17 protein-coding genes are annotated in these 14,290 nt (G+C 70.8%); 10 read left to right on the top strand and 7 right to left on the bottom strand.

Going from position 1 to position 14,290, the window contains the following annotated elements; genetic code table 11:
• Positions 1 to 2 precede the first annotated feature (2 nt).
• From mdcC to AC06FD_RS07645, 8 genes are all read left to right on the top strand, one after another.
• Entirely contained in the window at positions 3 to 323 is a 321-nt protein-coding gene (mdcC, locus tag AC06FD_RS07680; protein WP_259203828.1) for a malonate decarboxylase acyl carrier protein, read from the top strand.
• Positions 320 to 1,228 carry a biotin-independent malonate decarboxylase subunit beta gene (locus tag AC06FD_RS07675; RefSeq protein ID WP_478077482.1) on the top strand — a complete coding sequence of 303 codons (909 nt, stop codon included), beginning with the start codon at positions 320 to 322 and terminating at the stop codon, positions 1,226 to 1,228. The genes mdcC and AC06FD_RS07675 overlap by 4 nt, the downstream gene beginning before the upstream one ends.
• Entirely contained in the window at positions 1,225 to 1,953 is a 729-nt protein-coding gene (gene mdcE / locus AC06FD_RS07670) for a biotin-independent malonate decarboxylase subunit gamma (RefSeq protein ID WP_478077481.1), read from the top strand. The genes AC06FD_RS07675 and mdcE overlap by 4 nt, the downstream gene beginning before the upstream one ends.
• Positions 1,946 to 2,596: a malonate decarboxylase holo-[acyl-carrier-protein] synthase gene (gene mdcG, locus AC06FD_RS07665; protein WP_478077480.1), complete on the top strand. Its 651-nt coding sequence runs from the start codon at positions 1,946 to 1,948 to the stop codon at positions 2,594 to 2,596. The genes mdcE and mdcG overlap by 8 nt, the downstream gene beginning before the upstream one ends.
• Positions 2,597 to 2,598: 2 nt before the next feature.
• The gene (gene mdcB / locus AC06FD_RS07660) at positions 2,599 to 3,450 is read left to right on the top strand and encodes a triphosphoribosyl-dephospho-CoA synthase MdcB (protein ID WP_478077762.1); all 852 of its coding nucleotides are present in this window, start codon (positions 2,599 to 2,601) and stop codon (positions 3,448 to 3,450) included.
• A complete protein-coding gene (mdcH, locus tag AC06FD_RS07655; RefSeq protein ID WP_259203822.1) occupies positions 3,447 to 4,367 on the top strand; it encodes a malonate decarboxylase subunit epsilon in 921 nt (306 codons plus the stop codon). The genes mdcB and mdcH overlap by 4 nt, the downstream gene beginning before the upstream one ends.
• Before the next feature lie 87 nt (positions 4,368 to 4,454).
• A complete protein-coding gene (locus AC06FD_RS07650) occupies positions 4,455 to 5,822 on the top strand; it encodes an SLC13 family permease (protein ID WP_259203821.1) in 1,368 nt (455 codons plus the stop codon).
• A gap of 69 nt (positions 5,823 to 5,891) precedes the next feature.
• On the top strand, positions 5,892 to 6,611 hold the full coding sequence (locus tag AC06FD_RS07645; RefSeq protein ID WP_478077479.1) for a GntR family transcriptional regulator: 720 nt from the start codon (positions 5,892 to 5,894) through the stop codon (positions 6,609 to 6,611).
• A 47-nt stretch (positions 6,612 to 6,658) separates the two neighbouring features.
• Here AC06FD_RS07645 and AC06FD_RS07640 read toward each other — a convergent pair whose 3' ends face one another.
• The 6 genes from AC06FD_RS07640 to AC06FD_RS07615 all read right to left on the bottom strand — a co-directional run bounded on the left by AC06FD_RS07640 (position 6,659) and on the right by AC06FD_RS07615 (position 11,427).
• On the bottom strand, positions 6,659 to 7,930 hold the full coding sequence (locus AC06FD_RS07640) for an MFS transporter (RefSeq protein ID WP_259203819.1): 1,272 nt from the start codon (positions 7,928 to 7,930) through the stop codon (positions 6,659 to 6,661).
• Between the two features lie 153 nt (positions 7,931 to 8,083).
• A complete protein-coding gene (locus AC06FD_RS07635; protein ID WP_478077478.1) occupies positions 8,084 to 8,758 on the bottom strand; it encodes a class I SAM-dependent methyltransferase in 675 nt (224 codons plus the stop codon).
• A gap of 170 nt (positions 8,759 to 8,928) precedes the next feature.
• A complete protein-coding gene (locus tag AC06FD_RS07630; RefSeq protein ID WP_478077477.1) occupies positions 8,929 to 9,657 on the bottom strand; it encodes a DNA-formamidopyrimidine glycosylase family protein in 729 nt (242 codons plus the stop codon).
• Positions 9,650 to 10,390, bottom strand: a complete 741-nt coding sequence (locus AC06FD_RS07625) for a DUF72 domain-containing protein (protein ID WP_478077476.1) — start codon at positions 10,388 to 10,390, stop codon at positions 9,650 to 9,652. The genes AC06FD_RS07630 and AC06FD_RS07625 overlap by 8 nt, the downstream gene beginning before the upstream one ends.
• 11 nt (positions 10,391 to 10,401) lie before the next feature.
• A complete protein-coding gene (locus AC06FD_RS07620) occupies positions 10,402 to 10,836 on the bottom strand; it encodes a pyridoxamine 5'-phosphate oxidase family protein (protein ID WP_259203815.1) in 435 nt (144 codons plus the stop codon).
• 150 nt (positions 10,837 to 10,986) lie between these two features.
• On the bottom strand, positions 10,987 to 11,427 hold the full coding sequence (locus tag AC06FD_RS07615) for a YbbD-related protein (RefSeq protein ID WP_449334852.1): 441 nt from the start codon (positions 11,425 to 11,427) through the stop codon (positions 10,987 to 10,989).
• Positions 11,428 to 11,580: 153 nt separating this feature from the next.
• Here AC06FD_RS07615 and AC06FD_RS07610 point away from each other — a divergent pair, with 153 nt between their 5' ends.
• Entirely contained in the window at positions 11,581 to 11,895 is a 315-nt protein-coding gene (locus tag AC06FD_RS07610; protein WP_259203811.1) for a metalloregulator ArsR/SmtB family transcription factor, read from the top strand.
• Positions 11,896 to 11,925: 30 nt separating this feature from the next.
• Positions 11,926 to 13,338 carry a DUF2867 domain-containing protein gene (locus AC06FD_RS07605; protein ID WP_394161704.1) on the top strand — a complete coding sequence of 471 codons (1,413 nt, stop codon included), beginning with the start codon at positions 11,926 to 11,928 and terminating at the stop codon, positions 13,336 to 13,338.
• Between the two features lie 16 nt (positions 13,339 to 13,354).
• On the opposite strand, the gene AC06FD_RS07600 is transcribed toward AC06FD_RS07605, so the two are convergent.
• The gene (locus AC06FD_RS07600) at positions 13,355 to 14,287 is read right to left on the bottom strand and encodes an alpha/beta hydrolase (protein ID WP_478077475.1); all 933 of its coding nucleotides are present in this window, start codon (positions 14,285 to 14,287) and stop codon (positions 13,355 to 13,357) included.
• Positions 14,288 to 14,290: the final 3 nt, after the last annotated feature.

The raw sequence follows: 14,290 nt of genomic DNA, 5'->3' as shown, positions 1-14,290 counted from the left end.
ACATGGAAACCCTCGACTATCGCTTCAACGGCAGCACCGATGTGCACTTCCCCAGCGGGGCCGTGCTGGTGGGCGTGCTGGCCTCGGGCAACCTGGAAATCCTGCTGGAGCCGGCCGCGCTGGAGGGCGCGATGGCGGTGCGCATCATCACCGCCGCGCAAGGGTTCGGCAGCATCTGGCAAGCGGTGATCGGCGATTTCGCGCAGCGCCACCCGCTGCGCGACGTGCGCGTGTCGATCAACGACGCCGGCGCCACCCCGGCGGTGGTCAGCCTGCGCCTGGACCAGGCGGTGCAGTCGCTGGGCAGCGGAGGCGGCGCATGAGCATCGTGCACCGCCACAGCTATTACGAGGCCGACGCGCGCGAGCGCATCGCCGGGCTGCTGGACCCGGGTTCCTTCCAGGAACTGCTGGGCCCGGCGCAACGCGTGACCAGCCCGCATCTGGCCCAGCTCGACCAGCCGGCCGCGTTCGACGACGGCATCGTGGTGGGCGAAGGCCGATTGCGCGGCACGCGTGTGCTGGTCGCCGCGCAGCAGGGGCAGTTCATGGGCGGCGGCGTGGGCGAGGTGCATGGCGCCAAGCTCACCGGGCTGCTGCAGCGCGCCGCCCGGACCCGACCGGCCGGCGTGCTGTTGATGCTCGATACCGGCGGCGTGCGCCTGCATGAGGCCAACGCCGGGCTGATCGCCATTTCCGAAATCATGCGCGCCACGCTCGATGCGCGCGCCGCCGGGGTGCCGGTGCTGGCGTTGATCGGCAGCGGCAACGGCGCCTTCGGCGGCATGGGCATCGTCGCCCGCTGCTGCACGCGCGTGATCATGTCCGAGGAAGGTCGCCTGTCGCTGTCCGGCCCGGAAGTGATCGAAACGGTACGCGGCGTGGAGGAGTTCGATTCGCGCGATCGCGCACTGGTGTGGCGGGTGACCGGTGGCAAGCACCGCTACCTGATCGACCAGGCCCAGGTGCTGGTACCCGATGCGATCGACGCGTTCGCGCAGGCGGCGTTCGACGCGCTGCAGCCGGACACCGACAGCAGCGACACTGATGCCGCCCTGGCCGCCCTGCAGGCGCGGCATGCCGCGCTGAGCGCGCGTGCGCAGGCGTGGGGTGGCTGCCGCGACGGCCTGGAGATCTGGGCGCTGCAGGGCATCGCTGCACCGGAACGCCTGCCCTTGCTGGACACCGACGACTTCCTTGCCGCCACGGCCAACCGGAGCCTGCCATGACCGCGCAGCCTGCCTCGTCACCCGCGCTGGCGCCGCTGTTGGACGCCCTGTTTCCCGCCGGCCATGCCATCGCCGTGCACGATGCGGTGTTGACCGGCACCGCCAGCACCGCCGCCGGCGAGGTCACCGTCATCGGCACCACCGACAAGATCGAGGTGGGCGTGGACCACGCCCTGCGCCTGGCCGAGACGGTATTGGCCAGCACGGCGGCCGATCCGCAACGCCCGATCGTGATGCTGGTGGACACCGCCGGCCAGCGGCTGGCGCGCCGCGACGAACTGCTGGGCATCAACGGCTATTTCGCGCACCTGGCCCAGAGCCTGGACCTGGCCCGCCGCCGCGGCGCACGACTGGTGACGCTGGTGTACGGCGAATCGGTCAGCGGCGGCTTCCTCTCCTTCGGGCTGATGGCCGACCACATCCACGCCCTGCCCAGTGCCCAGGTGCGGGTCATGGACCTGCGCGCGATGGCCCGGGTGACCAAGCAGCCGCTGGAGAAGCTGCAGGCACTCAGCCAGAGCTCGCCGGTGTTCGCTCCCGGCGTGGAGAACTACGTCGCGATGGGCGCGGTGCAATCGGTGTGGGACGGCGACCTCGCGGCGGCGCTGCTGCAGGCACTGGCCGCGCCGGTCGACGGCGACCGGCGCGCCGCGCGCGGTGCCGAACGCGGCGGCCGCGGCCTGGCCGCATCGGTTGCCGCCCGGGTGGCCGCCGGCGATGCCTGAGCAGCCCGCCCGCCACACGCTGGTCTGGCTGGCGGCGCAGGCCGACTGGCAAGCCGACCTGCCCGCGCAGGAGGCGCGCCTGGCCGCATGGTTCGCGCGCGGCTGGCCCGCCGTGGTGGCGCGGCGCGCCGCCGATGATCCCGACCCGCGCCTGCGCCTGGGCGTGCCGTTGCCGCCCGGCGAGGGCAAGCAACGGCTGGCGCTGCGCGTGCCGCTGCTGGACATCACGCGCCAGCAGGCGCCGCCGACGCTGGCCGAGCTGATCGCCGCGCCCGGCCTCGTCCACCCACCTGCATGGGCGCCTGCGCTGCAGGCGCTGGATGCCATCGCGCCGGCGCGCGTGTTCGGTGCATTCGCGTGGCAGGCCCTGACCGGCCTGGCCTACGTGCACGCCGGCTCGGACATCGACCTGCTGTGGCGCGTGCATTCGCCGGATGTGGCCAACCGGCTGGTCACCCGCCTGCACGCGTGGGAAGTGCGTTTCGGCCGACGTGTGGATGGCGAGCTGCTGCTGGCCAGTGGCGCGGCCGTGAACTGGCGCGAGTACGCCGGCACCACGCGCCAGGTGCTGCTCAAATGCAGCGATGGCGCATCGCTGGCGCCGCGCGACGCCCTGTTTGACGCGGCGGGCGTTCCGGCATGAGCATGCCCGCCCTCGCCCACCCGCACCCCCGTGCCCACGTGGACAGCGCACGGCTGGGGCGGCTGGCCATCGCCAGCCTGCACGCAGAGCTGGCCTGCGCGCCCAAGCCCGGCCTGGTCACCCCGTTCGACAGCGGCAGCCACGCCGACATGGATGCGGGCACCTTCCTGCGCAGTCTGTTCGCGCTGCGCCACTATTTCCGCGACGCCGCCCGTGCCGGCGCGTCCGCCGCTCCCTTCGCGCAGTTGCGGCGCCACGGCATCGCCGCCGAGGCGGCGATGCTGCGCGCGACCGGTGGCATCAATACCCATCGCGGCGCGATCTTCAGCCTGGGCTTGCTGGTGGCGGCTGCCGCGGCCTTGCGCCGCGATACGGGCCGCACACCCGCTGCCGAACAGGTGTGCCTGGCCGTGCAGCGCTGGGCCCCGGCAGTGGCCAGCGCGCCGCTGGATGCCAACAGCCCCGGCCAGCGCATGCGCGCCGCCCATGGCGTCGCCGGCGTCCGCGAGCAGGCCATCGCCGGCTATCCGATCCTGCGCGAGCTGGGCGTGCCCACCCTGCGCCACGCGCTGGCCGCCGGACTGCCGCGCGAGGCGGCGCTGTGCCACACCCTGATGCGGTTGGTGGCACACGTGGACGATCTCAACCTGCTGCACCGGGGCGGCGCTGCAGGCCTGGCCTGGGCACGCCTGCAGGCGCGCGACTTCATCGCCGCCGGTGGTGCCTTCGCACCGCAGTGGCGCGTGCACCTGGCGGCCATCGGCGATGGCTTCGTCGCCCGCCGGCTGAGCCCCGGTGGCAGCGCCGACCTGCTCGCCTGCAGCTGGTTCCTGCTGCAGCAGGAGGCCGCATGAGCCTGGCCCTGCTCTGCCCCGGCCAGGGCGCGCAGCATCCGGCGATGTTCGACCGGGTGCGCGGGCTGGCGCCCGCCCAGGGCGTACTGGACGCGGCAGCGCGCGTCCTCGGGCGTACGGCTTGCGACGCGGCAGCAGCGGATGATCGGTTCGACAACGTGCAGGCGCAGCCGCTGCTGTGCGCAGCCAGCCTGGCGCACTGGCAGGGGCTGCGCGAGCGGTTGCCGCCGCCCACCGTGGTGGCCGGCTACAGCATCGGCGAACTGGCCGCGCAGTCCATCGCCGGCAGCCTGGATGCGGCCACCTGCCTGGCCCTGGCCGGGCAGCGCGCCCGCCTGATGGATGCGGCCAGCCCGCCCGCCGCGGGCATGCAGGCCGTGCTGGGGCTGGCGCGTGCACCGCTGCAGGCGCTGTGCAGCGCGCACGGCGTGCATATCGCCATCGCCAACGGCGCCGACCACTTCATCGTGGGCGGCGCGCGCGCGGCCCTGCAGGCGCTGGCGCAGGCCGCCCACTCGCGCGGCGCCGAGATCCGCCCGCTGCCGGTCCACGTGCCTGCGCATACCCCCTTGCTGGCGCGCGCCGCCGAGGGCTTCGCCGGCGCGCTGGCGCAGGCCGCGCTGCAGGCCCCGCGCTCGACCGTGCTGGCCGGCATCGATGCACGCGCCGTGCGCGACCGCGCGGGCGTGGAGCACACCCTGGCCGCGCAGCTGGCGCAGACCATCGAGTGGTCGCAGGTCATGCGCCAGGCGTTCGAGCGCGGCGCGCGGGTGTTCCTGCAGCTCGGCCCGGGTACCGCGCTGGCGCGCATGGTGGCCAGCGACTACCCGTGCTGCGAGGTGCGTGCGGTCGAAGAATTCCAGGGCCTGGACGGTGCGGCCGCGTGGGTCGATGCCGCCCTGGGCCGGCTGGCGTGAGTGCTGTCGTGGTGCCGTAGCACGTCGTACCCCGGGATGGCGGGCTTCCATCCGTGCTGTACGCGAGTCAAGTGTCTGGGAGGGCGCATGAGTCCACAAGTCGCAACGATCATCGGTCTGGTGATCATGTTCATCGTCGCCACCGCACTGCCGATCAACATGGGCGCGGTGGCCTTCGCGCTGGCGTTCATCATCGGTGGCGTGTTCGTCAGCATGGAGGGCAAGGAGGTGTTGGCCGGTTTCCCCGGCGACCTGTTCCTGACCCTGGTGGGCATCACCTACCTGTTCGCCATCGCGCAGAAGAACGGCACCATCGACCTGCTGGTGCACTGGGCGGTCCGTGCGGTGCGTGGCCGCATCGTGGCCATTCCGTGGGTGATGTTCGTGGTGACCGCGGTGCTCACCGCCTTCGGTGCGCTCGGCCCGGCAGCGGTGGCGATCATCGGGCCGGTGGCGCTGCGGTTTGCCAAGCAGTACCGGATCAACCCGTTGCTGATGGGCCTGCTGGTCATCCATGGCGCCCAGGCCGGCGGCTTCTCGCCGATCAGCGTGTACGGCAGCATCACCAACGGGGTGGTGCAGAAGGCCGGGCTGGAGGTGACCGAGATGGCGGTATTCCTGACCAGCCTGGGCTTCAACCTGATGATGGCCACGATCTGCTTCTTCGCCTTCGGCGGCGTGGCGCTGCTGCGCCGTGGCGCGGTGGCGGTGGCCGGTGGCGTGGGCAACGCCGAGCTGGCAGTGGCCGGTGGGCCGCAGGCCTCGTCGCGGCAGTTCGCGATCGAGGGCCACGGCGCACTGGTCGCCGCCGGCGGTGGCACGCTGTCCAACGATCCCGACGCACTGGAGGCGGTGGGCATCACCCGCGAGCGGCTGTTCACCCTGGTCGGCCTGCTCGGGCTGGGCATCGCCGCCTTGATCTACAACCTCAACGTCGGCCTGGTCTCGATCACGGTGGCGGTGGCATTGGCGCTGTTGTCGCCGAAAAGCCAGAAGGGCGCAGTGGACGGGATCAGCTGGTCCACGGTGCTGCTGATCTGCGGCGTGGTCACCTACGTGGGCGTGCTGGAGAAAGCCGGTGCGGTGGACTTCATCGGCAATGGCGTATCGGAGATCGGCATCCCGCTGCTGGGCGCGCTGCTGGTCTGTTACGTCGGCGGCATCGTGTCCGCCTTCGCATCGTCGGCGGCGGTGCTCGGCGCCACGATCCCGCTGGCGGTGCCGTTCCTGATGCAGGGCCACCTGGGCGCGGCCGGGGTGATCTGCGCACTGGCAGTGTCTTCCACGATCGTGGACGTCAGCCCGTTCTCGACCAACGGCGCGCTGGTGGTGGCCTCGGCAGCCAAGGAAGAGCGCGAGTCGCTGTTCCGCCAGTTCCTGGTCTACAGCGGGCTGGTGGTGGCCTTTGGACCGCTGCTGGCGTGGCTGGTCTTCGTGGTGCCGGGCTGGATGTAACGCCTGGTATCGGCGGGGCCGGGCAATGCTCGGCCCCGCCCCCGCTGGATGGAGGGATTACAATTGGGCATGGCCCTTGCTCCTGCCCCGCGATCCACCAAGAAGCGCGCCCCTCTGTATGAAGAGGTGGCCGAGCACGTGCGCGAGTGGATCTACGATTACCGCCTGCCGCCGGGCGAGTGGATCGACGAACCCGCGCTGTGCGAAGCACTGGCCATCAGCCGCACGCCGTTGCGCGAAGCGTTGAAGCTGCTGGCCGCCGAAGGCCTGGTGCAGATCGACGCCGGGCGTGGCTGCCGGGTGACCCGGCTCACCCTGGAAGACCTGAACCAGCTGTTCCCGGTGATGGCGATGCTGGAGGGCCGTTGCGCGCACGAGGCGGTGCGGCATATCGACGACGCCGGGGTGCAGCTGCTCGAGGACCTGCACGCGGCGATGGAGGCTGCGGCCGCGGCGGGCAACATCGCCGAGTACTACCGCAACAACTACCTCATCCACGAAACCGTGCAGCATTACGCCGGCAACCCGTGGTTGATCCGCATCACCCACGACCTGCACCGCATCCTGAAGATGCATCGTGGCCGCCAGCTGCTGGCGCCGGGCCGCACCGCGCAGTCACTGGCCGAGCACCGCGAGCTGATGGAGTGTTTCCGACGGCGCGATCCGGTCGCGGCCGAGCGCACCATGGAACGGCATCTGCTCAGCCAGGGCCAGGCCCTGGCCGCGTACGTGACCGCGGGCGGTCTGTTGAACGTGCCCGCGCCGCTGCCGACCGAGGGCGGCAGCTGAGCGCGCGGCGCTGACGGCGCGCGCCTGACGCCGGCCAACCGCCGGCACTACCGCGGGCGGGTCTCGCGCAGGGTCCACATGACCGGCAGGACCACCACGGCAACGGCAGCGATCATCGCGCCCGGTGCCGAGGCCCAGCCGGTATGCCGCACCAGCAGTTCGGCCAGCAACGGCGTGGCGCCGCCGAAAAAGGCGGTGGCCATGGTCACGCCAAGCGCGAGGCCACTGAGCCGGCCTTCGCCGGGGAACTGCTCGGCCGTCGCCGGTGCCGCCACCGCGCTCACGCCGCCGGCCAGGCAGGCCAGCACTACCGCGCCGACCCCGATCAGCAGCGTATTGCCGCCGGCCATCAGGGTGAACATGCCCAGCGGCAGCAAGGCGCAGAGCATGGCCAACACGATCAGCAGCGGGCGTCGCCCGAGCCGGTCGGACAAGGCCCCGGCCAGCGGCGTCACCACGATCACGGCCACCGCCGCCAGCGTGGACAGCCACAGCGCCTCGGATTCGCCCACCTCGCCCACCGAGCCCAGGAACGCGGGCACGTAGGTGATGCCGACGTAATAGGTGATCGACCCCAACGCGGAAATCGCGAACGTGCGCGCCACCGCACCGCGATGGAAGCGCCAGGTGTCGCGGATCGGCGCGACCGGCACGGTGCCCGCGGCCTGCTGGCGCTCGAACTCGGGCGACTCGTGCATGGTGGAGCGTGCCAGCAGGATCGCAGCGGCCAGTGCCGCGCCGACGAAGAACGGAATCCGCCAGCCCCAGCCATCCAGTTGCGCGGTGCTCAGCACCGCCACCGTCAGCGCCGACAACGCGACCGCCAGCAGCGCGCCCACTTCACTGGCCGCCGAGGCCAGCGACGTGATCAGGCCGCGCCGGCGCGGGGGCGCGGTCTCCAGCAGGTAGGCCACCACCCCGGTGTACTCACCGCCCACCGAAAACGCCATCAGGCAGCGCAGCAACAGCAACAGCACGCCCGCACTGGCGCCGATGCGGTCGAAGGTGGGCAGCAGCGCGGTGGCCAGCATCGCCACGGTCATCAGCAACATCGAGGCCAGCAGCATGTAGCGCCGCCCGAAGCGGTCGCCGAGATGGCCGAAGCACAACGCGCCGAGCGGGCGCATCAGGTAGGAGACGGCAAAGCCGGCCAGCGTCGCCAACAAGGCGTTTTCGCCGCCGCCGAAGAACACCCGCGACAGCACCGTGGCCAGGTACAGATACAGCGTGAAGTCGTACCACTCCACCACGGTGGAGAGGCCGGCGACGATCATCGAACGCGTGCGGCGTGACGCATCGAGCGGCGTGGACACGCTCATGCGCCGCCCACCGGCAGGGCGGCAGCAACGCGCGGGAGACAGGTGGGACGAAGAACACGCATCGGCAAGGACATCGGCGACAGGATGCGCCGAGCCTACTTCACCCGCCGCGCCGTCGGACTCACGCCACCACCACATCGCCGCTGCGCGGGGTCACCCAGCCAGGGCCGGCAGCGCCTCGCGGGTGTAGCGCAGCAGCCGGCCGCGCCCGGGGGCATCGCCCTCGTCATCGAACAGACCGTAGGCCTCATCCACCGCATACCCCTGCGCCGCCATGGCACGTGAGAACGCGCCAACATTGCCGCGCCCCGGATCGGTCAGCAGCAGCTCGGCGCGGGGCCGTGCATGGCGCTCCATCATGCTGGCGATCTGCAGGGCGTGGCCGCGCTCGTAGAGCACGTCGCTGCCGATGATCAGGTCGAACCGGCCCAGTGTCGTATCCGGCAACTCCCACGGCAGATCGCGGTAGTGGATCGCCGGCAGGTCGTTGAGGCCGGCGTTGTAGGCCAGGAACGATTCGGCCAGCGGGTGGTGGTCGCTGGCCACCACGTCGGCGCCGCGCTTGGCCAATACCAGGCTGGCCAGACCCAGGCCGCAGCCCAGCTCCAGGATGCGCTTGCCGGCCACGTCGATGCTGCTCATGGTCTCGGCCAGTACGCGGCCCGCAGGCCAGACCTGGCCGAACAGGCTCCACAACGACGAATGGATGCCGGCGCGCTGGGCGCGGCCGGTCGGGTCGGCAAACTGCTGCAGGTCGCTCAACGCGCGAATGCGATAGTCGCGGCCGGCAACCGGGATGGTGAGGATGCGGGTGCTATAGCCCGGCATGTGCGCTCCGTGGGACACGGGGAGTGCGCCCTCCCGACGGGAAGCGCGACTCGGAAAGTGGAGCGAAGCGGGCGGTCGGCAACAGACCGCGCAGGACGCGCGTAACGGCGTGGGACGGCCCCATCCTACCGCAGCGCCGGCGGCGCACGCTCACCGCCAAGCAGGAGCGGTCAGTACCGGACCTGGCAGTTGGGGCAGAAGAACGTGCGCCGGCGGCTCTTGCCCGGGTAGGTCTTGGACAGTGGGCCGCCACACTGCGGGCAGGTGCGCTGGGTGTGTACCTGCCAGTGCTTGCGCAATACCCCGGCCTTCTTCCACGCCAGGAAGTTGAAACTGTAGGCGCGTGCATCGGCGATGACCTTGCCCAGCACGCGCGGCGGCAGGTTGCCGATCGTCGACTCCGGGTGCACGCGGGTCCGGAACAGCACCTCGTTCTTGATGATGTTACCCACCCCGGCGAACAGGTCCTGGTCCAGCAGCGCATCGCAGACCAGCGTGTCCGGCTGCAGCTTCAGCCGGCGCCGGGCCAGGCGCGGGTCCCAGGCGTCGTCCATCACGTCGCCGCGCCAGTCGTAGGTGTCCTCGAGCGGCCCGTCGATGTATTTCAGCGAGGAGGCGTAGATGTTCAGCTCGCCGTTGTCGAACTGCAGCGACACCCGCGGCGGCGACGGTTTGCGTTCATCGATGCGGTAGCTGCCGAACATCAGCATGTGCACGCGCAGGCTGAAGCCGCTGAACTGGACCAGGAAGTGCTTGCCCCAGCTGCGCAGCGCCAGCACCCGACGCCCCTCCATGCGGGTGAGGTCCAGGCTGCTGTTGCCGAGCGCGCGACGCACGGTCTTGCCGCGGAACTTGGCCGCCGCCTCGCGCAGGATGACGATGGAAGGACCTTCAGGCATGCGCGGCGATCTCCTTCAGGCGCAGGGCATTGGCAATGGCGAAGCCGTGCGCGGTGTTGTCGAAGATCACCCACGGCGCATCCCGGCCTACGCGGTGGGTATGGACCTGCCGGGCAAGGTCGGCCAGCGCGGGGTCCGGGTAGTCGCTGTAGTACATGCGCGGGGCGCCGTGCCAGCGCCAGTAGCGCCAAGACGACGCGCCGCCCGGGACAGCGGCAGCGGCCACGCGCGGCGGGTCGACCGCAGCACGGGACACCCCATGCTCTTCAAGCAGGGCATCGGCCCGTGCCTCGAACCAGCTGGGATGGCGCGGCTCACAGACCAGCGCCACCGCGCTGCGCCGGCGCAGCGCGCGGAAGAATCCGCCGGCCCGGCGCGTATCCAGGGCCAGCGAGGGCGGCAACTGCAGCAGCAGGCCGCCCAGTTTCGCGCCCAGTCCATCCGCCTCGTCCAGGAAGCGGTCCAGCAGTGGACCCACACCGACCAGCCCGGAATCATGCGACAGCGTGCGCGGCAGCTTCACCGAGAAACGGAAGCCGGGCGGGACCGCGGCCGCCCAGCGCGCGTAGGTGCTGCGCTGGTGCGGCCGATAGAAGGACGAGTTGATCTCCACCACATCCAGGCGCGTGGCGTAGCGCGCCAGCGCGCTGTCGCCGGGACCGAACAGCGCGGCGTAGCGGCTGGGAATCGACCAGCCGGCACAGCCGACCTTCGGCGTGACGGGAGCGGCCATGCCCGGCTTCCTCAGCGCAGGATCTCGCCCTGGTCCTCGCCATCCCAATAGTGGATGCGCACGGCGGCCACGTGGATCAGCACCAGCCCGGGGCTGTCCACGCCCTGTTCGAACCAGCGCTCCAGGTCCTTCACCCAGTGCTGCTGCATGATCGCCTTGTCGCGGATCAGCGTGGCCCTGCCCTGCACCGCCACGAACAGCGGCGGCTTGCCGAGCAAGGACTTGCTGCCGGTGAAGCTCAGCGCGACCTTCGGATCCTGCTGGATCTCGCGGACCATGTCGGTGTCTTCGGTAGTGAAGAACCAGCTGTCGCCGTCGTAGTCCACGTCGCCGTTGTTGCTCATCGGGCGCGCCGCGATGTCGCCGCTGGCGGCGTGGGTCTGCAGCATGGTGAAGTCGATGTGGGCCATCTTCTTGGCCAGGTCGTGCAGGGTCAGGGTGGTCATGGTGCATCCAGGCAGGGAACAGGCCGCCAGCGTCGGCGCGCGACGGTGACCGCGCCGTGCAGGGATGCTGTCGTGCCCTTCACGCCTGCGGGTCGCGAGGTCGCCGGGCCTGCTCATCACCCCCGTGGGACGCCGGCCACGGCGCCATCCTCAACGGCGATGCACCCGCCAGAACAGTGCGCTCCCACCGTCACGCGGTATGGCCAGGAAGCTCTCGGTCGCTGACTCCGGCTCGTCGCAGCGGCGCACGTCATAGTGGGCAAGCACGACCTCCAGCGACGGCCACGGGTGCAGTTGGAGGGCACTCGGGATCACGAGATCCGCCGCCACCGAGCGACAGTCTCCAGGCGGAACCCAGTGCTCGCTGCCCGTCGCAAAGCTCAATGCACTTTGGTTGTTGTCCAGATCATGCACTTCGCGCAGATCGGTGGCGCTGGCAGGGACCCACGCTGGAACCCAGCCACGTCCTACCGCATCGTCGCGGATCGCGGCGGCCCTGTCAGGGTAGGCGGCATGCATGACGTCCCCCGTGCACCCGGCGCACAGCGCCGTGCCGAGGACCGCGGCGCATGACAAGGGCAGCGTGCGCATGAGCCGTTCCGTGGTTGGTCCGTGCCGAGTATGCGCCGAACCGGTCCCACTCGCGTACCGTGCAGCTCGTCGAGACGTCGAGACGTCGTATCCGACTTGACACCGCGACGCCACGGGGTAACTATCAGTTAACGAATTAGTTAACTGCCACCCATGGACCGCATCTTCGACGCCCTCGCCTCCACCGCCCGCCGGCAGATCCTGGCCTACCTCAACGGCGGCGAACTCAGCGCGGGCGAGCTGGGCGAGCGCTTCGATTTCAGCAAGCCGGCGCTGTCCAGCCACCTGCGCATCCTCGAGGATGCCGGGCTTATCGAGCGCGAGAAGCGCGGCCAGTTCGTGTACTTCCGCCAGGTGCCGGACACACTGGCCAACACGCTGTTCGCGTGGGCGGCCGAGGTCTGTCCGGTCGGTGGCCCGCTGCAGCGCGAAAGCCGCGCCCGGGCGCGGCGCAAGCCGGCGACCTGAACCGCACCGTCCCACGACAAGGAGCTCGTCATGCTGGATACCACCCGTGTCAGTCGTTCCTTCCCCAGCGTCAGCCTGCCCTCCTGCGGCGAAGGCAGCCCGGTGGAAGTGGCCTTGATCGCCCAGCTCGGGATCGGTGCCGGTGACCAGCTGGTTCGCGATGCCGGCATCCGCCAGGCAGCGCACCCGCGTTTCGTCGATGCGCTGGACGAGCCCTCCGCGCGCTTGGGCGGCATGCACCTGGCGCACGACGATGCCTCCTCGTTGTATTCCTTCTCGGTGGGCCAGCACGGGCATCCCTTCCATCGCCACGCCGGGCCACGCATGTTCACCGCGATTGCCGGCAGTGGCGGCGCGCAGCTGCGCTTCTCCACCGCATCGGACGCGCAGCTGCAGCAGGACCCCGCCGCCTTCCTGCACGCCCTGCGCTGCGTGGACATCCCGCCGGACTGCCTGTTCACCGTGCGCTTCGGCAGCGGCACCTGGCACCAGTTCGTCTCCCGGCACCCGCGCCATCCGGCGCTGTTCGCGCTGTCCTGCCACGCAAACGAGCGCAGTGGTGCGCTGACCGGGGCGCAACGGGCACGCGTCGATGCCGGCGCGGCCGACATCCCCACCCTCACCGAGACACTGCCACCGGTGGTGCAACAGGTGCTGGCGCAGACCGATCTGACGCGGTTGCCGGTGGTGAGCCTGTCGCTGCACGCGCCGGCACGATCGGCGTTGGCGGGCCTGTGCGCGCGCAGCCGTGATCTGGTCGGGCGTGTACGCAGCGGCCTGGCCCGGCTGCGGCCGGCGCACGGCTACGTCGGCCGCAGCGCCGCCGCCCATCCCATCCACAGTGCATCGGCCGCGCCCGCCGATTCCCTGTTGCAGCAGGCACTGGCAGGCGACGTCGACCACGAGGACTACACCACGCTGACCCTGCCGCCACGCAGTATCGGCAGCCGTTCCGCCGCGGCGGTGCTGGAATCGGTGCTGGACGGCTTCGTGCACAATCCGCCGCCAAGCGTCGGGCGCTTGATGGCGCTGCGCAACGTGCTGGTCGCGCCGCTGCAGTTGCGCACGTCGCCGCTGGGGTGCCCGGTGTCGTCATTGCTGTCCGACGCGCCTGGCGAACGGTTCGCGCAGCGCTTCCCGGTGCATGCGCAGTCGCGGTCCCCCGACGACCGCAGTGCCGAGGTGCTGCTGGGTGCCGATGACCGCCACCTGCGCTTCCGCTCCTGCGTGCGCGTGCAGTTGCTCGACGACGGTGCCGCCGTGGTCGCGCTGGGCACCCGGGTGCGTACCCACAATCACTTCGGGCGGCTCTACATGGCGGCCATCAACCGGGTTCACCGCCGCCATGTCAGCCCCGCGATGCTGCGCATGGCCGTCGCCCACGCACTGGCACCGGAGCTGGTGCAGGCGACCGCGCTGCAGCCGGCCACCGGCGCGGCCTGACCCGGCGCGCCGACGCTCAGCCGCCGTCGTACGGCTCACTGCCGGGGAACACCTGCAGCAGGGCGCGTGTCAACGTGGTGGGATAGACGGTGAGATGGTCTTCGCCGTCGATGATCGACGTCTCCACCTGCAGCCCTTCATACCCGCGCTGGCGCAGGCGGTCGGCGAAGGCCTGGTTGTCCTTGAGCATGTCGTTGCGGGTCAGGTAGCGCGACTCTGGCTTGATCGTTTCCAAGCTGCCGATCGCCAGCAGTACCCGCGCCGGCAGCGCGCGGTGCTGCTGCGCGTAGGCCTGCTCCAGCGGGTCGACCACGTGGTTGTCGAACCACAACGACGGACTGGACAGGATGTAGGTCTGGAACATCTCCGGGCGCGTGACCAGCACGAAGCTGCCGAACAGGCCGCCATACGAATGACCGGCAAAACTGCGTCGTGCCGGGTCGGTGCGGTAGCGCGCGTCCACCGCCGGCAGCACGTGCGCGGCGAGGAAGTCACGGTAGTGCGCCGCGCCGCCGTAGACCACGTCATCGCTGTAGTCGTCCCCGCTGTGGCGTACCGGCCGGGTCGGGGTGTAATCGCGCGAGCGACTCTGTTTCGAGGTCAGGCCCTCCTGCGGCGGCAGCCCGACCAGGATGAAGTCCTCCAGGTTGGCGCCGCCCTGCCCGACCAGGTTGCGGATGCTGCGCACCAGCGGAAAGCTGTACAGCGCGTCGGTCACGTACAGCACCGGGTAGCGCCGCTCGGGGTGGGCCGCATAGCTGGCGGGCAACGCCACCCAGATCGGGTAATCGCGCCCGGCCGGATCGTGCACGCGCCAGCTTTCGGTATCGGGCAGCACTACACCGCTCGCCGGCTGGGTCGCCGCAGGCGCACGCCGCACCGCATCGCCCTGCGTCGCGCAACCGCTGGCCGTGGCCAGCACCATGATCGCCCCCAGGCCTGTGTACATCGC

The sequence above is a fragment of the Stenotrophomonas sp. Steno-Z1 genome, assembly GCF_056393175.1.
The sequence above is the reverse complement of the archived record's forward strand: the minus strand, read 5'-3'. Positions and strand labels throughout refer to the sequence as shown.

Bases quoted from the DNA above. Each gene is read 5' to 3' on its own strand.
- AC06FD_RS07615 (WP_449334852.1), bottom strand. From the start codon at position 11,427: ATGCGCACGCTGCCCTTGTCATGCGCCGCGGTCCTCGGCACGGCGCTG.
- mdcE (WP_478077481.1), top strand. From the start codon at position 1,225: ATGACCGCGCAGCCTGCCTCGTCACCCGCGCTGGCGCCGCTGTTGGAC.
- AC06FD_RS07675 (WP_478077482.1), top strand. From the start codon at position 320: ATGAGCATCGTGCACCGCCACAGCTATTACGAGGCCGACGCGCGCGAG.
- AC06FD_RS07605 (WP_394161704.1), top strand. From the start codon at position 11,926: ATGCTGGATACCACCCGTGTCAGTCGTTCCTTCCCCAGCGTCAGCCTG.
- AC06FD_RS07650 (WP_259203821.1), top strand. From the start codon at position 4,455: ATGAGTCCACAAGTCGCAACGATCATCGGTCTGGTGATCATGTTCATC.
- AC06FD_RS07610 (WP_259203811.1), top strand. From the start codon at position 11,581: ATGGACCGCATCTTCGACGCCCTCGCCTCCACCGCCCGCCGGCAGATC.
- AC06FD_RS07645 (WP_478077479.1), top strand. From the start codon at position 5,892: ATGGCCCTTGCTCCTGCCCCGCGATCCACCAAGAAGCGCGCCCCTCTG.
- mdcH (WP_259203822.1), top strand. From the start codon at position 3,447: ATGAGCCTGGCCCTGCTCTGCCCCGGCCAGGGCGCGCAGCATCCGGCG.
- AC06FD_RS07630 (WP_478077477.1), bottom strand. From the start codon at position 9,657: ATGCCTGAAGGTCCTTCCATCGTCATCCTGCGCGAGGCGGCGGCCAAG.
- mdcG (WP_478077480.1), top strand. From the start codon at position 1,946: ATGCCTGAGCAGCCCGCCCGCCACACGCTGGTCTGGCTGGCGGCGCAG.
- AC06FD_RS07620 (WP_259203815.1), bottom strand. From the start codon at position 10,836: ATGACCACCCTGACCCTGCACGACCTGGCCAAGAAGATGGCCCACATC.
- AC06FD_RS07600 (WP_478077475.1), bottom strand. From the start codon at position 14,287: ATGTACACAGGCCTGGGGGCGATCATGGTGCTGGCCACGGCCAGCGGT.
- AC06FD_RS07640 (WP_259203819.1), bottom strand. From the start codon at position 7,930: ATGAGCGTGTCCACGCCGCTCGATGCGTCACGCCGCACGCGTTCGATG.
- AC06FD_RS07635 (WP_478077478.1), bottom strand. From the start codon at position 8,758: ATGCCGGGCTATAGCACCCGCATCCTCACCATCCCGGTTGCCGGCCGC.
- mdcC (WP_259203828.1), top strand. From the start codon at position 3: ATGGAAACCCTCGACTATCGCTTCAACGGCAGCACCGATGTGCACTTC.
- AC06FD_RS07625 (WP_478077476.1), bottom strand. From the start codon at position 10,390: ATGGCCGCTCCCGTCACGCCGAAGGTCGGCTGTGCCGGCTGGTCGATT.
- mdcB (WP_478077762.1), top strand. From the start codon at position 2,599: ATGCCCGCCCTCGCCCACCCGCACCCCCGTGCCCACGTGGACAGCGCA.